General features: G+C 45.3%; 14 protein-coding genes, 1 pseudogene and 1 other annotated feature. Of the genes and pseudogenes, 10 read left to right on the top strand and 5 right to left on the bottom strand.

Going from position 1 to position 15,384, the window contains the following annotated elements:
* Window positions 1–40: 40 nt before the first annotated feature.
* The gene (locus OK023_RS05650; protein WP_317695741.1) at window positions 41–343 is read right to left on the bottom strand and encodes a YbjC family protein; all 303 of its coding nucleotides are present in this window, start codon (window positions 341–343) and stop codon (window positions 41–43) included.
* 497 nt (window positions 344–840) lie between these two features.
* Between OK023_RS05650 and OK023_RS05645 the strand changes: the two genes are divergently transcribed.
* On the top strand, window positions 841–1,104 hold the full coding sequence (locus OK023_RS05645) for a GrxA family glutaredoxin (protein WP_317695739.1): 264 nt from the start codon (window positions 841–843) through the stop codon (window positions 1,102–1,104).
* A 47-nt stretch (window positions 1,105–1,151) separates the two neighbouring features.
* Here OK023_RS05645 and OK023_RS05640 read toward each other — a convergent pair whose 3' ends face one another.
* On the bottom strand, window positions 1,152–1,541 hold the full coding sequence (locus OK023_RS05640) for an inner membrane protein YbjM (protein WP_317695737.1): 390 nt from the start codon (window positions 1,539–1,541) through the stop codon (window positions 1,152–1,154).
* A gap of 459 nt (window positions 1,542–2,000) precedes the next feature.
* Between OK023_RS05640 and OK023_RS05635 the strand changes: the two genes are divergently transcribed.
* Window positions 2,001–3,689: an aspartate:alanine antiporter gene (locus tag OK023_RS05635; protein ID WP_317695735.1), complete on the top strand. Its 1,689-nt coding sequence runs from the start codon at window positions 2,001–2,003 to the stop codon at window positions 3,687–3,689.
* A 469-nt stretch (window positions 3,690–4,158) separates the two neighbouring features.
* Here the strand turns inward: OK023_RS05635 and eco are convergent, their stop codons facing one another.
* Window positions 4,159–4,671, bottom strand: a complete 513-nt coding sequence (eco, locus tag OK023_RS05630; RefSeq protein WP_317695732.1) for a serine protease inhibitor ecotin — start codon at window positions 4,669–4,671, stop codon at window positions 4,159–4,161.
* Between the two features lie 335 nt (window positions 4,672–5,006).
* Between eco and ybjG the strand changes: the two genes are divergently transcribed.
* From ybjG to OK023_RS05615, 3 genes and pseudogenes are all read left to right on the top strand, one after another.
* On the top strand, window positions 5,007–5,612 hold the full coding sequence (gene ybjG / locus OK023_RS05625) for an undecaprenyl-diphosphate phosphatase (protein ID WP_317695730.1): 606 nt from the start codon (window positions 5,007–5,009) through the stop codon (window positions 5,610–5,612).
* Window positions 5,613–5,826: 214 nt separating this feature from the next.
* Window positions 5,827–6,363: pseudogene (deoC, locus tag OK023_RS05620) on the top strand (deoxyribose-phosphate aldolase); the annotation flags it as partial.
* 647 nt (window positions 6,364–7,010) lie between these two features.
* Complete coding sequence (locus tag OK023_RS05615; protein WP_317695728.1) at window positions 7,011–8,309, top strand: HAAAP family serine/threonine permease; 1,299 nt, start codon at window positions 7,011–7,013, stop codon at window positions 8,307–8,309.
* 310 nt (window positions 8,310–8,619) lie between these two features.
* On the opposite strand, the gene OK023_RS05610 is transcribed toward OK023_RS05615, so the two are convergent.
* Window positions 8,620–9,816, bottom strand: coding sequence for a serine hydrolase (locus OK023_RS05610; RefSeq protein ID WP_317695726.1), 1,197 nt, complete (start codon window positions 9,814–9,816; stop codon window positions 8,620–8,622).
* Window positions 9,817–10,245: 429 nt separating this feature from the next.
* On the opposite strand from OK023_RS05610, the gene OK023_RS05605 reads away from it, so the two are divergent.
* From OK023_RS05605 to rimO, 4 genes are all read left to right on the top strand, one after another.
* On the top strand, window positions 10,246–10,866 hold the full coding sequence (locus OK023_RS05605) for a glutathione S-transferase (RefSeq protein ID WP_317695724.1): 621 nt from the start codon (window positions 10,246–10,248) through the stop codon (window positions 10,864–10,866).
* A 204-nt stretch (window positions 10,867–11,070) separates the two neighbouring features.
* Entirely contained in the window at window positions 11,071–11,496 is a 426-nt protein-coding gene (locus OK023_RS05600) for a GNAT family N-acetyltransferase (RefSeq protein ID WP_317695722.1), read from the top strand.
* Window positions 11,497–11,500: 4 nt separating this feature from the next.
* Window positions 11,501–12,481: a magnesium and cobalt transport protein CorA gene (locus OK023_RS05595; RefSeq protein ID WP_317695720.1), complete on the top strand. Its 981-nt coding sequence runs from the start codon at window positions 11,501–11,503 to the stop codon at window positions 12,479–12,481.
* 244 nt (window positions 12,482–12,725) lie between these two features.
* Window positions 12,726–14,057 (top strand): 30S ribosomal protein S12 methylthiotransferase RimO, encoded by a 1,332-nt coding sequence (rimO, locus tag OK023_RS05590; RefSeq protein WP_317695718.1) that lies wholly within the window; start codon window positions 12,726–12,728, stop codon window positions 14,055–14,057.
* A 38-nt stretch (window positions 14,058–14,095) separates the two neighbouring features.
* Here rimO and OK023_RS05585 read toward each other — a convergent pair whose 3' ends face one another.
* Window positions 14,096–14,920, bottom strand: a complete 825-nt coding sequence (locus OK023_RS05585) for an SDR family oxidoreductase (RefSeq protein WP_317695715.1) — start codon at window positions 14,918–14,920, stop codon at window positions 14,096–14,098.
* Window positions 14,921–15,205: 285 nt separating this feature from the next.
* Between OK023_RS05585 and hisL the strand changes: the two genes are divergently transcribed.
* Entirely contained in the window at window positions 15,206–15,253 is a 48-nt protein-coding gene (gene hisL / locus OK023_RS05580) for a his operon leader peptide (protein ID WP_187495778.1), read from the top strand.
* Window positions 15,229–15,365: a sequence feature (His leader region), on the top strand. (Overlaps the previous gene by 25 nt.)
* The last annotated feature ends 19 nt before the right edge of the window (window positions 15,366–15,384 follow it).

Here is a 15,384-nt window from a genome sequence, read left to right as displayed (position 1 = left end):
CGTTGCAGCTTATCTGCAACAGAAAGTCATTTGGGGCTCATCAATCTCGAGGAGCCTTGTTGTTATTATCTGCTGGCGTCGGAGTGTGCCGAACGCTCTTGGTTGTTTTACCAATCCGCAACAGCGGGCTGAAGCCTTGCACAACTCGCCAAACAAGAAATGCGGCGGCAGGAACCATGAGCGCCACACCAAGAAAAATCATCCCGACTGCAACCGGTTGTGAACCCAGTACGCCGGGCAAACGTACGAAATTATGAATGCTCAAGTAAGAAAGCACCAGCAGCACCATACCCAGCCCCTCAAGCACCAGTACCGAGCGCGGTAAATCACCTAATGAACGCATATTTTTTCTCCAGACTTGCACTGCCTAGTGTAGTAAACTCACCAGCATAGCAACAGCCTAATAGGTTCTATGAATCAAACCAACAGGCAGGACCTGCTTTTTTTTGGACTTGGCAACGGGCATAGTAGGCGACATTTCGTGAGTCATACGCGGCCAAGGTCTGTATGATGGGTAAGAACGCCATTACATAAGACAGTGACCATAGGTAATAACCTCAGATTGCAGTTAGGCGCTAACCAAATAGCAAATCGGCCAAAATCGATTTTAACTGCAACCTGTATTAGAACGCAGGCAAAGACTCGCTTGAAGGGCGGCAGGTTATAAACTGGAGCATTGTTGGCAGTCACATAAACAACACCGCCTCACATGAAATTGTATACCCAATGAACTTAAAACGCGTTTATCAAAGGCCAACTCAATAGCGTTTAACGACGCAGATAGCCATAGCGAAACATGAAGAACAATGGGTAATTTGAATAACAGAATAGGAGTGTGACATGTTTGCTGTAATTTTCGGGCGCCCTGGATGCCCATATTGTGTGCGAGCTAAAGAGCTGGCTGAGAAATTGACTGGAGAGCGTGACGATTTCAACTTCCGCTATGTTGATATTCACGCTGAAGGCATCACCAAAGCAGATTTGGAGAAAACCGTTGGAAAACCGGTTGAAACCGTGCCACAGATCTTTATCGATCAAAATCATATCGGCGGTTGTACTGATTTCGAAGCCTATGCCAAAGAAAATCTGAGTCTGTTTCAGTAATTATTTATTGCAACCAGCAAAAGGCGCCTTAGCGCCTTTTGCCATTATTACGGCCTTCCTCTTTGATACAAATGCTGCAACGCTTGCAAAATAACTCGTATAAAGAGATACAGCATCGCACCGAAAACACACCAGAAGACTGCACTGACTGAATAAGCTAATTCTTGCCAAAGTGAGTTGCTCGGCGTTAGCCAAAAGTGACGAATGAGTAGACACAAAGGTACCGCATACAGTGCCCCCAATAATGGGCACAAGATACGCTTTCTGCTCGAAAGATAGCTAGCGATTAAACCAGGAATAACAAATAACAACAAACCGGGATCACCATGATGTCCAGATTTGGAATCGTTAAAAATTCCGTTCTTCTGACCGAGAAAAACCACTGTGAAAAGCAGGAAACAGCTGAATAATCCTACCCAGGGGCGATAGCTTGCCATGTACATCTCCCTTTTCTACCCTATAGGTTCCAAGGTGCAGCCATACAACCGATTCACATCATCAACAGCCTTACTGTCTGAAGGACTGATGGATATACCCTAAATAATCCGAGTTGCAAAAAAGCCAAAGCTCATGCGACTTGCGATATGATAGGTATAACGGTGTGACCACTGACTACACCGAGTAAAACAGCCTTGTCACGCATCTCGTGACACGCCACTAAAATTGGCAGTATTGGCTGAGCCCATTCCCTAGTCAAAACAGATCAGTGGCACAGATAGCTTTATGCTGGCTGTCATGCTTCTAAGAAGCTAGAATAAACACCACTGATCGTTTGATCGAGTTACCTTTCCATTGGTGAGCACTTCGATTGGCTTTATCCATATATTTTATGGCTAAATTTATATCTTATAGTGTTCTATATCAAGCATTTGCTGGTAAACAATAAGTTATACTCCGTGAATATAAACGTCGCTAGTTTGTTAAACGGTAACTACATTCTGTTACTGTTTGTGGTACTCGCTCTCGGGCTCTGCCTTGGAAAAATCCGCTTGGGTTCCGTTCAACTCGGTAATTCCATTGGCGTTTTGGTCGTATCCCTGTTACTTGGTCAACAGCACTTCTCCATTAACACTGAAGCCCTCAACCTCGGCTTTATGTTATTTATTTTTTGCGTTGGCGTTGAAGCAGGCCCTAACTTTTTTTCGATTTTTTTCCGCGACGGCAAAAACTACTTCATGTTGGCGCTGGTGATGGTCGGTTCCGGTATGATAATCGCCATCGGGCTAGGAAAACTGTTCCACTGGGATATTGGCCTAACCGCGGGTATGCTCGCAGGGTCAATGACCTCAACACCGGTATTGGTAGGCGCTGGAGATACGTTGCGTAATACCATACCGAGTAGCCCGACTTTACTCGCAACACAAGATAACTTGAGCTTGGGTTACGCGCTGACTTATCTGATTGGTTTGGTCAGCCTGATTTTTGGCGCTCGCTACTTGCCCAAGCTGCAACGTCAAGATCTCTCTACCTCAGCGCAACAAATTGCCCGTGAACGTGGCCTTGATACTGATAGCCAACGTAAAGTTTACCTGCCGGTGATCCGCGCTTACCGCGTCGGTCAGGAACTGGTGGGCTGGGCTGACGGCAAAAATCTGCGTGAACTTGGTATCTATCGCCAAACCGGCTGTTACATTGAACGCATCCGCCGCAATGGCATTTTGGCCAATCCTGATGGGGATGCCGTATTACAGGTCGGAGATGAGATTTCCCTAGTTGGCTATCCCGATGCTCATTCCAGGCTAGATCCGAGTTTCCGTAACGGTAAAGAAGTCTTTGATCGTGACCTACTGGATATGCGTATTATTACTGAAGAGATTGTTGTCAAAAACAGTAATGCGGTAGGTAAACGCCTGAGTCAATTGAAATTAACCGACCACGGTTGTTTCCTGAATCGCGTTATCCGCAGCCAGATAGAAATGCCGATTGATGATAGTATCGTGTTGAATAAAGGTGACGTCCTTCAGGTAAGTGGCGACGCACGCAGAGTTAAAAACGTAGCTGAGAAGATTGGCTTTATCTCGATTCATAGCCAGGTTACCGATCTCCTGGCATTCTGTTCTTTCTTTATTGTTGGCTTACTCATTGGCCAAATCACCATTCAGTTCAGTCATTTCTCATTCGGCATTGGCAACGCTGCAGGTTTGTTGATCTCCGGCATTATGCTTGGCTTTCTGCGTGCTAATCATCCAACGTTTGGCTATATCCCTCAGGGTGCGCTAAATATGGTGAAAGAGTTTGGTTTAATGGTATTTATGGCTGGCGTAGGGCTGAGTGCGGGTGATGGGATCGGCAACAGTCTTGGAACTATTGGCGGCCAGATGCTGATCGCCGGTTTGACCGTCAGCCTTGTGCCAGTCATTATCTGTTTCCTGTTTGGCGCTTATGTACTGCGGATGAACCGAGCACTGTTGTTCGGTGCCATTATGGGTGCTCGCACATGCGCACCAGCAATGGAAATCATCAGCGATACAGCAAGGAGTAACATCCCTGCATTGGGTTACGCAGGAACCTATGCCATAGCTAACGTTTTGTTAACATTGGCAGGTTCACTTATCGTTGTAATATGGCCAGGAATAGCAGGTTGACAGATAAAAAAGAAATAACTTTACAACAAAAAAATTTAAAAAATTTTCTTGCCAGGCAGAACTTTTCGATCGGCAGGTAGTCTGAGTTAGTGCCACTGCTTTTCTTTGATGTCCCAAATTTGTGGAGCCCGTTAGTCCCGCCTTTTCAGGTTCAAGATTAACGGGTTTTTTATTGCCTAAAATTTATAGTTAAAATAAAAAACAATTACCATAAACTTTTCGGGAGCAGTATAAAAAAAGACAGTACCTCCCCTTCCACTAATGCTGATTTCAAAAAACCATTTGTGTATCCTTCTTACCTCCAAGTTGCAGAAGCTAAGACTGCATTACTCAACCTGCCATAGTCGTGGCCAACTGTGTCATAGCATGGGAGATTTTTTGGGGCAACCGATCAAAGCTGTGACCATTAAAGAACACAGCTTGGGGATTTTTTAACACTAGGCTTTATTGAATACGGTTCTGGTAGTAACTATTTTACCACCGCACGCCCAATATCCGTGCTAGCTGACCACACACGGTAACGCACCTCGACATCCTTAGGCACATAAACCACGATTGGCAAACGGCTGTTGTAACGCTGCAAAGCGCTGTCACCTAAATGAGCAGCCACAAACTCATTGCGCTTAGTATTATCAGGGCAAGCCATCATGGTTGATGCTGGGGGGGAAAGTTTCTCAAGGACAAAATAAGTATATCCCCAACCTTCCAGCGTTTTACTCTCAAGATTGCCTCCCATCATATGACGATTGCAATCCACTTCCAGTGTTTTACCAATTAGCAATTCAACCTTGAAGTTATCTTCATTTTCTTGTGGCGGTAAATAAATCACCTGGCGACTCATCCCCTCCTCTGCTTTAGGAAATGGTGCCACCTTTTCCAAAGGCTGTGCGCTGATATCGCCATTTTCAGCGGTGTTTGCAGCAATAGTACTGGCCGAGGTTGCCATTAACAAACTAGCGAAGACGAAAGAAAACTTATTCATTGTTTATCCTTATAAATCACAATGCCATCGTGTTGAACATTAACAGAAATCATACCGTCAAATTATAGGCTAAATCTGGATCTCTCCATCCAAGAGAAATGGTGCAACTAAACATCCATTAAGATCTCCTTAAGATTATTTTATTACCATAGTCAACCACACTGTTAATGTGTTAGTCCAAGAGAAATACTGATTAAATCAATCCTAAACAAGGATATAGAATAATGCTTACTCCCTTTACTCCTTACTTACTTCCTTTTAACGTTAGCAACGTTTTGGTTTTTTTTAGTTGGTAGGTTAACCACTTTTTCCGCCGTAAGACGAGGTTATACATCATGGAGCAATTGAACTATTTTCTTTTCGCCTGGATCAATGCCTCCTCGGCAAGTCCGCAAGGGTTAATCAGTTTTGCCATCTTTGCCGCAAAAGATCTTATTGTCGTTATACCGCTACTGATCGTCGGTATGTGGTTCTGGGGAGCTAAAGATCAGTTAAAGGCACAACGCGAAGTCATCGCAAAAACAACAATTGCTTTACTGTTCGCTATGGTTGTAGCTGCAGTTATTGGCATGCTGCTACCACACGAACGTCCCTTTGCTGTCGGTATTGGCCACAATTTTTTGGCACACGCACCAGACAGTTCATTCCCTAGCAATCATGGTACTGCAATTTTCACTTTTGCCTTGGCTTTCCTGAGTTGGCATCGTGTCTGGTCGGGTATGTTGCTAATGATCATTGCCATCACAATTGCATGGTCACGGGTATATCTTGGCGTACACTGGCCGTTAGATATGGTAGGCGGTTTTTTGCTGGGTGCACTGGGTTGTCTGTTTGCACAACTGCTATGGGCACTGTGTGGCGAACTCGTCGCAGGTAAATTGATACGCCTGTACCATTTCCTGTTCGCCTTCCCGATCCGCAAAGGTTGGGTGCAAGAGTAATCGCTTCAGGCAGGGTTTATCCTTGCCACTGCCATATCGCTATAGATTTCACATCTAAAATTTTCAATTTAATGTTATTCAAATAACGGTTATACGGCCCCCCTTAACTCTCTGAGCTTTAGTAAAGCCCGACCCTATCATTTTGTTTATTAAAATTGGGTAAAAATGCTGTAACAGTAATATTTCAACATGCTTTAAATTCATAGAGATAACCATGGATAACGAACAAACTGATTATGCTCGCTATATTGACCACACCTTGCTGGCCATGGACGCGACTGAAAGCCAAATAGCTAAAGTGTGCGATGAGGCTTTGCAACACAATTTTTATGCTCTTTACGTCAATTCAAGCTATGTTCCCCTTGCTGCGCATTTGTTAAGGGAAAGCGACGTTAAAATATGCTCGGTAATTGGTTTCCCCTTAGGGGCTAGTTTGACGGTGGTAAAAGCCTTCGAAGCCAAAGCCGCTATCGCTGCAGGGGCACAGGAAATCGATATGGTGATAAATGTTGGTTGGCTGCAAAGCGGTCTGCTGGAGGAAGTAAAAGCCGACATAGCCGCCGTGCGTGAGGTTTGCTCAGTGATCCTACTGAAGGTCATCTTAGAAACTTGCCTGCTCAGCGATGCTCAGATCGTGCAAGTTTGTGAAATGTGTCGCGAGCTTGATGTCGCTTTTGTTAAAACCTCTACTGGGTTCAGTACCGGAGGCGCTCGTGAAGAGCATATCAAGCTGATGCGTGTGACCGTGGGTAATGAGTTAGCATACTATCGCTTTACGATTTTAAACCACACGCTGTAGGTTTAAAAAAATACAATAAAAACAAATAGCTCATTTGTAATTAATAGATGTAGTCTAAATATAGAGTAATAGTTCGCAACAACTTGCCAAATTTATTATTAAAAAACATGTCATTAATGCATCCAGTATCCCCCACAAAAAACCGTTCCTTTACCAGTAAATAAAATGTTTATATTGTTATATGAAAAAATATAAATCAACACCTAAAATTAACAATAAAATTCATCGCGAATAAAAAATCAAACAAAAAATTAACAATAATATAAAATATTATTATAAGATAATAATTAGGAATAAAAAATAATTTTATAGCGAGATTACGGTTTTTTATTCTTTCAATCGTTACATTTTTAACAGCAGAGGTTGTAGCGTATAAATCGATAAAATAACCAATAAATTTAATCCACTTAACAGCAGTAAATCATTTATTCAATTAATCAACAGTTATCCTTGAAGGTAATTAACATAATAAAAAAGTCAGAGACATCCCTCATTAGCAACACCTAATTTTGTCATTACCGTCATGACCATTATTCCGACGAAAAGTTTTAATCTTCAGCTTTGTCTTTAAATTAACGTGTTCACCTCGGAGATATTTTATGGACACTACACATACAGGCACCATTGCCTCAGAGGAATCAGGTTCAAGCACTACCTGGCGGAAATCAGATACTATGTGGATGCTGGGTCTTTACGGTACCGCAATCGGCGCAGGCGTCCTCTTCTTACCAATCAACGCAGGTATCGGTGGTTTGATCCCATTGATCATCATGGCCATTATCGCCTTTCCGATGACCTATTTTGCCCACCGCGGCCTGTGCCGCTTCGTTTTGTCTGGTAAAAACCCAGGGGAAGATATCACTGTGGTGGTAGAGGAACATTTTGGCAATGGTGCAGGTAAGTTGATTACCCTCCTATATTTCTTCGCCATCTACCCTATCCTACTGGTCTATAGCGTCGCTATCACTAATACCGTAGACAGTTTTATTACCCACCAGCTTGGTTTTGCTTCGCCCCCACGGGCCATTTTGGCTTTGATTCTGATAGTTTGCCTAATGTGTATCGTGCGTTTCGGTGAACAAGCCATTGTGAAAAAAATGAGTATTCTGGTTTTTCCGTTTGTTGCAGTACTGATGTTATTAGCACTGTACCTGATCCCTAACTGGACCGGTGCCATTTTCGAAAACGTCTCTCTCGCGAGTTCTGGCAATGGTGTGGGCCACGGTCTGATAGTCACCCTATGGCTAGCTATTCCCGTCATGGTGTTCTCTTTCAACCATTCACCGATCATTTCAGCTTTTGCGGTGGCAAAACGTGAAGAATATGGTGATGATGCTGAAAGCAAGTGTTCACGTATTCTGGCCTATGCACACACTATGATGGTAGTAACCGTCATGTTCTTTGTCTTTAGTTGCGTGCTAAGCCTGTCTCCAGTGGATCTGGCCGAAGCCAAAGCACAGAACATCTCAATTCTGTCTTACCTAGCCAACCATTTTAATAATCCGATGATCGAGTATATTGCCCCGTTCATCGCGTTTATCGCCATCACCAAATCATTTCTGGGTCACTATCTGGGCGCACGTGAGGGTTTTAATGGCTTGATTTCAAAAACGATGAAAAGTCATGGTAAAACCATCAGTACCAACAAATTGAACCGTATCACCGCGATCTTCATGTTAATAACAACCTGGATTGTTGCAACCTTGAACCCAAGCATTTTGGGTATGATCGAGAGTCTAGGTGGGCCAATCATCGCGGTACTGCTATTCCTGATGCCGATGTACGCCATCCATAAAGTTCCAGCAATGCGCAAATACAGCGGTCGCATCAGCAACATCTTCGTTGTCGTGATGGGGTTGATTGCCATTTCTGCCATTCTGTACACTTTGTTCGGTTAATCACTTTAGGCCGGTGCTTAACTTAAGTGCCGGCTTATCCTCTTGCACCGTTTTAAAGCCAGAGCGCGGGAGCGAACCTAGGCTGTATCCCTCAATTACACGCGAGTACCGCTCTTGCGGTCATTTGCGCGCAAAGCAAGACCGGGGTCGTTCATGTTTGGTAATGACAAACAAAGTAGCCAAGAAAAAGTAGATAAATAGCAACTACGGTAAACTACTCGGAGAAATCTAGGTATAAAGGTCATGTCACGTCATTGATACTCTTAAAGGGCCACTCGCGGCCCCTTAGAAAAGTGTCACTGCGAGCACATTAGCCACCAAACCACTGGCTCAGTTTCATCATGATAAAATCCCATATACGGCTGAAGATGTTCCCCTTTTTAACCTCTTGCATCACCACTAATGGATGCTGCTCAATGAGTTTGCCATCAAGCTGAAACTCGATGGTACCCACCGCCTGACCTTTTGCCAGTGGTGCTTCCAGAGTAGGCTGATTAAGTTTATAGGACGCTTTCAGGTTTTTCATCTGCCCTTTGGGAATAGTCACCGCCGCATCTTCTGCAACACCCAACGGAACTTCACCAACGTCACCAAACCACACTTTTTGGGTAACAAACGCTTTGTCGGCTTTGATCGGCGTTACTGTTTCGTAGAAACGAAACCCCCAGTTCAACAGCTTCTCACTCTCACTGAAACGGATCCGGTCGCTCGGAGCACCCAGCACTACCGAAATCAGACGCATCGGTCCTTCGGTAGCCGAAGCGACAAGATTATGTCCCGCACCACTGGTATAACCGGTTTTAATACCATCCACGTTCAAGTTGCTATTCCAGAGCAACCGATTACGGTTTATCTGGTGGATCTTGTTGAAAGTATATTCTTTCTCTTTATGAATAGCATATTCGTCTGGCACGTCGCGGATCAGTGCCTTGCTCAGTAACGCCATATCACGAGCAGTACTGTATTGACCTTGCGCATCCAGGCCATGTACGGTCAGGAAATGCGTATTTTGCAAATCAAGTGCTTTTGCATAATTATTCATCAAACCAACAAAAGAGTCTTGGCTACCCGCCACAAAATCTGCCAGAGCGATGCTGGCATCATTACCTGATTGAATAACAATGCCTTTATTCAGTTCCGATACCGGCACTCTATCGCCTGGTTTGATAAACATCAGCGAAGAACCGCGCAAAGTCGGGTTACCGGTTGCCCAAGCATCTTTACCAACAGTGACCAGATCGTCAGGTTTAATTTTACCCGCTTTTATAGCTTGGCCAATCACATAGCTTGACATGATTTTAGTCAAGCTTGCAGGGTCTAGGCGAGTATCCGCATTACCTTCTGCCAGAATTTTGCCGCTGTTGTAATCCATCAGCACATAGGCTTTAGCATCAACCTGAGGCACAGTAGGGGCATCGGCTGCACGCAAGCTAGGAACAATCAATAACATGACGCTTACGCTGAGGGCCAGTTTACAAAGGGGGGTAGAAAAGTTTTTTTTCATCATTACGTCGCCAGAATGTCCATTTAAACCATTGAAATAGCGTTAACTTTCAAACATGTTCACGTTTTAAGCCAACTAGCGAGAGTGGCTAGAAAGGATGCAGCCAACAGCAAAACATAACGTGTTATCCATTGTGGCCAGCACAACCTGAAACAGCCTTAGCTAAGAGCTTATTAAATTACACCTATTTTTACAGGGATTAGCCTGATCTTTCTCCATTTTTACATAACTCTACGTTTTCATCGGAGAAGAGTGTCAGGCAAACCTTCAACACCATGACTGATATACAGGGTAAAGTCACCCACCTTACGCCATCAACAACCAAAGCGGAAAATGTGAGTCCCGATCGCTGTTATGAGTCCAGTGGTGACAAAAGTCATTTTGTAGAGTAGGAATATGACTACTTTACTCTAACGCGCGAAGAAACTGTTTATGCTGACTATTTGGGGCCGTGAAAACTCGAACAATGTAAAAAAAGTACTCTGGTGTGCCGCAGAGTTAAGGCTAAATTTTACTCATATTAACGCGGGGGGCACTTACGGCAAAACTGATGAAGAGACTTTTCGCTCACTCAATCCCAACGGATTAGTGCCTCTGTTGCAAGATAATGATCTTGCACTGTGGGAATCCAATACCATTGTACGCTACCTAGCGGCAAAGTTCGGTCAGCATCCCTTTTATGCAAATGATCCTCTAGTGCGAGCCCAAGCAGAAAAATGGATGGATTGGCAGATTTCAACCATTGTTGTCCCCTTTCGCACCGTCTTCGTAGGAATAGTACGCACCCAACCAGAACAGCGCGATATGGGCAAAATTGAAGCAGCTATCACCGAACTAGAGCAACATTTCACTATTTTAGAACAAACGTTGGCAGGTCAACCCTATCTCTCTGGGGATGTATTCGGTATTGGGGATATTCCACTCGGCAGCTTTATTTATGCCTGGTTTGAAATGCCGATCAAACGTCAGCCACGTCCGCACATGGAACGTTGGTACCAAAGACTTTGCGCACGTCCCGCTTACCAGAGCACGGTAATGACCCCACTGACCTAATTAGCACGAGTCTCTTGCCTGCAACGGCTTTCGTTGCAGGGTTCCGTCGCCGCCTCCCTTTTTTATCCCATAATTCCATCCTGAATTCATCGAAGCCACCAAGTTAGAGACATTGGTAATCAACCTTGCTTTAATTGAAATTTCAATATGTTGCATTTTACTTAAACTGTGCTTAAGTTAATTAACTGGACGAGGGAGGACGATATGAATATCACAGTAACAGACACCTTGCAGATAGAGGATGCCGAAGAAATTCGCAACCATTTGAAAGCTTATAACAGCAGATTTGTTGGCGAAATTCTTAATAAAAACGTTGGAGTATTCTTCCTAGATGATAACGGCCACAAGTTGGCCGGGTTGACCGGTAGTACACTAGGTCAGTGGTTGAATATCGATCTCTTATGGGTTTCTGAGACACTACGTGGCAGAGGTGTGGGGAGTAAGCTAATAAAAGCGGCAGAGCAACATGCATATGCCAATGGCTGTCGTTTCTCTCGGGTAGATACCTTCAGCTTCCAAGCTCGGCCATTCTACGAAAAACTCGGATATCAATTACAGATGATATTGCATAATTGCCCAGTCGAGCATGAACGCTACTTCTTCACCAAAAATCTCACCGATCACAGGTAGTGCTATGGAAGCCCAAACAATGGTCGTCAATTGTGTTGCCTACAAAGCAGGCAAACGGCTGAACGACGTCACGATTGATGAAATCAGTGAAGTGGTCAAAGAACCGGGTACCTTTATCTGGCTCGGCTTGTGGCAGCCTGAAGACACGTTTATGCGTAAGATCCAGCAAGAGTTTGGCCTTCACGATCTCGCCATTGAAGATGCACTTTGCGCCCACCAGCGTCCGAAAATCGAAACCTATGGTGACTCACTGTTTATCGTAGTTAAAACAGCGCAGTGGGTGAATAATGAGGTAGAATACGGTGAAACTCACTTTTTCGTTGGTAAAAACTTCCTGATTACCGTGCGTCACGGTGCTTCCTCCAGCTATGTTCCTATCCGCGCCAAAGTGGAGGAAAACCCAAAGCAATTATGCCACGGACCAGGATTTGCAATGTACTCAGTGCTGGATTTCATCGTCGATAATTACCGTCACATCGTCGGCAAATTCGAAGGGATGATCGAAAGCATTGAATCCAGTATGTTCAGATCAGAGTTTGACGCATCCGCTATCGAAAACGTCTACAACCTGCGCCGTCATCTGCTAGGGCTGCGTAATGCCGCGCTACCTATGGATGAGATCTGTAATCAGCTTATCCATTTGCATGAAGACGTGATCCATAAAGAGTTGCGAGCCTATGTGCGCGATGTGCAAGATCATGCCAGGCAGGTAGCCACAACGTTAGACGATATGCGGGAAATGTTGACCAACGCTATGCACGTGAATCTGGCACTGGTCACAGTCAAACAAAACGAGGTGGTAAAGCGCTTGGCTGGATGGGGGGCGATCCTAGCCATACCTACGGTTATCTTCAGCCTGTACGGGATGAACTTCGCCGATATGCCGGAGCTAAAGTTCCCTTGGGCCTATCACGCCACGTTAGGCGTTACGGTTGCCGGCTGTATTTTTCTATACAAAAAACTCAAACGTTCCAGCTGGTTGTAGCAACAACTTCTGTCCGCAAAATGCGGCCTGTATCCCTGGTCGCTTAAGCTCCTCATGCTTTCATAAAGAATATAAACGCTAAATAATTCGAGTTGCATGACAAACACGCGGCTGCTTGTCGCAGCCCCCGTGCAGCTTAAAGTGTGACGAGTACATACCCTTTTATTTATGCCTGTGCACATTAACGGTGTAATTTCGCGTTGCTCAAGTGTAAAATCCGTCCGTTTCTTCTTTGGATTGAGCTATGTCACAGAATATGTCCCCTAAAGCCCCCCGTATAGGCTTTGTTTCACTCGGTTGTCCAAAAAACCTTGTTGATTCTGAACGGATCCTGACTGAATTGCGTAATGAAGGTTATCAGGTGGTACCACGTTATGATGATGCCGAACTGGTGATCGTCAACACATGCGGTTTCATCGATAGTGCCGTACAAGAATCGCTAGAAGCGATCGGTGAAGCATTGACCGAGAACGGTAAGGTGATTGTGACCGGTTGTCTGGGCGCCAAAGAAAACCAGATCCGTGAAGTGCACCCCAAGGTATTGGAAATTACCGGGCCGCACAGCTATGAACAGGTTTTATCCCATGTTCACCAATATGTTCCGAAACCGGAGCATAACCCTTTTACCAGCCTGGTACCGGCGCAGGGTGTGAAGCTGACACCAAAGCACTACGCCTACCTGAAGATTTCTGAAGGCTGTAACCACCGCTGTACGTTCTGCATCATCCCTTCAATGCGCGGTGATTTAGACAGTCGCCCAATTGGCTCCGTGTTGGATGAAGCCAAACGTCTGGTCGACGCTGGAGTAAAAGAACTCTTGGTGATTTCGCAAGATACTTCAGCCTATGGGGTAGATATTAAGCATCGTACCGGTTTTTGGAATGGTCAGCCGGTAAAAACCAGCATGGTAAGCCTATGTGAGCAGCTTTCCAGCTTGGGTGTCTGGGTCCGCCTACACTACGTTTATCCTTACCCACACGTAGATGAAGTGATCCCATTAATGGCCGCAGGCAAAATTCTGCCTTATCTGGATATCCCACTGCAGCATGCCAGCCCGAAAATCCTCAAGCTCATGAAGCGCCCTGGTTCTGTGGAGCGTACGTTGGAACGCATCAAACGCTGGCGTGAAATCTGCCCGGAGTTGACGCTACGCTCTACTTTCATCGTTGGTTTCCCTGGTGAAACTGAAGAAGATTTCCAGATGCTGCTGGATTTCCTCAAAGAAGCAAAACTGGATCGCGTTGGCTGTTTCAAGTACAGCCCGGTAGAGGGCGCTGCCGCTAACGAACTGGCGTATCAAGTCCCGGAAGAGATAAAGGAAAAACGCTATCACCGCTTTATGCAGTTGCAGCAACAAATCTCTGCTCAGCGTCTGCAGGATAAGATTGGCCACGAAGTGTTGGTGTTGATCGACGAAGTCGATCAAGAAGGCGCAATTGGCCGGAGCATGGCTGATGCACCAGAAATTGATGGGGCAGTCTATCTGAACGGTGAAACGGCTGTGAAGGTTGGCGATATTGTCAAAGTAAAAATCGAAAATGCCGACGAGTACGATCTTTGGGGTTCTCGGGTCTAACCTGTCACAGGGCCGCTATCGCAGCCCTGTGATCGGCATCAGCTTACCGGCATACGTGCTGGGTCTGGATGTTGATATTCAAATCCCAGCTCTCTGCAAATGCGGCTACCATCCACCAGCCGCCCTTCTTCTTCACCACCTTCAGCAAACTGCGGCGGTTGCAAATGCAACAGCTCAGCCAGCCCCGGGTAAAACTCACGTTTGGTCGGATGGCGTGGAGCACAAAGATTATAGATGTGGCCCCCTTTTGGCAGTTTCAGCAACAGTTGGATGGCCGCAATCACGTCATCCTGATGCACTAGGTTAACCCCTTGCCCTCCCCCTTTTACATCCACTTTACCCGCCAGAAAACGCCCAGGATGGCGATCCGCCCCCACCAACCCGGCAAGTCGCAAAATATCGACCGAAGTATTGGGTAATTTATGTAGCCACATTTCCAGTTCAGCCAACACTCGCCCTGAAGGCGTTACCGGATTGAGCGGTGAATCTTCGCGTACCGTACCTGTTGTTTCACCATAAACCGACGTCGAGCTGGTAAAAATAATATGCGGAACACCAAAAGCTATCGCACTATCTACCAGCATGCGTACCGCATGAAAGTAACCCTCGCTACCTTCAACAGTTCGCCGAGCAGGTAGGGTAACTACTAACACATCTGCGTACAGTAGTCGTTCCAGGTCCCCTGCATCGCAAATCAATTCTGGCGTCAGCTCAAGCTGATAGCATTCAATACCACTCATGCGCGCTGCTTCTACGCCGTCTGGTGTCGTTTTACTGCCAACCACTTCAAACCCGCGGTTCATTAACGATAAAGCCAACGGCATCCCCAACCACCCCAGGCCAATAATGGCAACTTTTTTCATTGGTTTCCTCTCATGAAGACCGCAACGCTCAGCAGCTTAAGGCTACGCCACTGCGCAAGGTGATACAATCAGTTCACATTAAGGTTAGGTAAAAACGAGACTGTGTTCCTGAATTTCACGTTAACGCCGCTGTCAATTAAGTAATACAGCCTACATCCAGTTAATAATTTAAATTTTTCAATGCGTTAAAATTAAATCTTCAAAAAAGAGTTGCAAGTGATACCAAGGATAGTTTAGCTTAATCACCAACTCAGCATTGGCTGGCTTAATTTAAAGAGAAACATCATGATTCGCGTCCAGTTCAACCACCATCATCACCATCACCCTGACTAGTCTTTCGGGCGATGTGTGCTGGAAGACAGTTATTGAATCTTCCAGTGGCGCGTAGAACGTAAAAACGCAAGAGAGAAAGCCCTCGGAAGATATCTTCCGAGGGCTTTTTTTTGGGGTTCCAGACAGGCAAA

It is taken from the genome of Serratia sp. UGAL515B_01 (assembly GCF_033095805.1).
Lineage (GTDB): Bacteria > Pseudomonadota > Gammaproteobacteria > Enterobacterales > Enterobacteriaceae > Chania.
Note: the sequence above shows the minus strand (reverse complement) of the source record. Positions and strands in the feature narration are given on the sequence as shown.

What these genes read in the sequence shown, in the direction of transcription:
- OK023_RS05650 (WP_317695741.1), bottom strand. Translation starts at nt 343, where the DNA reads ATGCGTTCATTAGGTGATTTACCGCGCTCGGTACTGGTGCTTGAGGGG.
- OK023_RS05645 (WP_317695739.1), top strand. Translation starts at nt 841, where the DNA reads ATGTTTGCTGTAATTTTCGGGCGCCCTGGATGCCCATATTGTGTGCGA.
- OK023_RS05640 (WP_317695737.1), bottom strand. Translation starts at nt 1,541, where the DNA reads ATGGCAAGCTATCGCCCCTGGGTAGGATTATTCAGCTGTTTCCTGCTT.
- eco (WP_317695732.1), bottom strand. Translation starts at nt 4,671, where the DNA reads ATGAATAAGTTTTCTTTCGTCTTCGCTAGTTTGTTAATGGCAACCTCG.
- ybjG (WP_317695730.1), top strand. Translation starts at nt 5,007, where the DNA reads ATGGAGCAATTGAACTATTTTCTTTTCGCCTGGATCAATGCCTCCTCG.
- OK023_RS05615 (WP_317695728.1), top strand. Translation starts at nt 7,011, where the DNA reads ATGGACACTACACATACAGGCACCATTGCCTCAGAGGAATCAGGTTCA.
- OK023_RS05610 (WP_317695726.1), bottom strand. Translation starts at nt 9,816, where the DNA reads ATGATGAAAAAAAACTTTTCTACCCCCCTTTGTAAACTGGCCCTCAGC.
- OK023_RS05605 (WP_317695724.1), top strand. Translation starts at nt 10,246, where the DNA reads ATGCTGACTATTTGGGGCCGTGAAAACTCGAACAATGTAAAAAAAGTA.
- OK023_RS05600 (WP_317695722.1), top strand. Translation starts at nt 11,071, where the DNA reads ATGAATATCACAGTAACAGACACCTTGCAGATAGAGGATGCCGAAGAA.
- OK023_RS05595 (WP_317695720.1), top strand. Translation starts at nt 11,501, where the DNA reads ATGGAAGCCCAAACAATGGTCGTCAATTGTGTTGCCTACAAAGCAGGC.
- rimO (WP_317695718.1), top strand. Translation starts at nt 12,726, where the DNA reads ATGTCACAGAATATGTCCCCTAAAGCCCCCCGTATAGGCTTTGTTTCA.
- OK023_RS05585 (WP_317695715.1), bottom strand. Translation starts at nt 14,920, where the DNA reads ATGAAAAAAGTTGCCATTATTGGCCTGGGGTGGTTGGGGATGCCGTTG.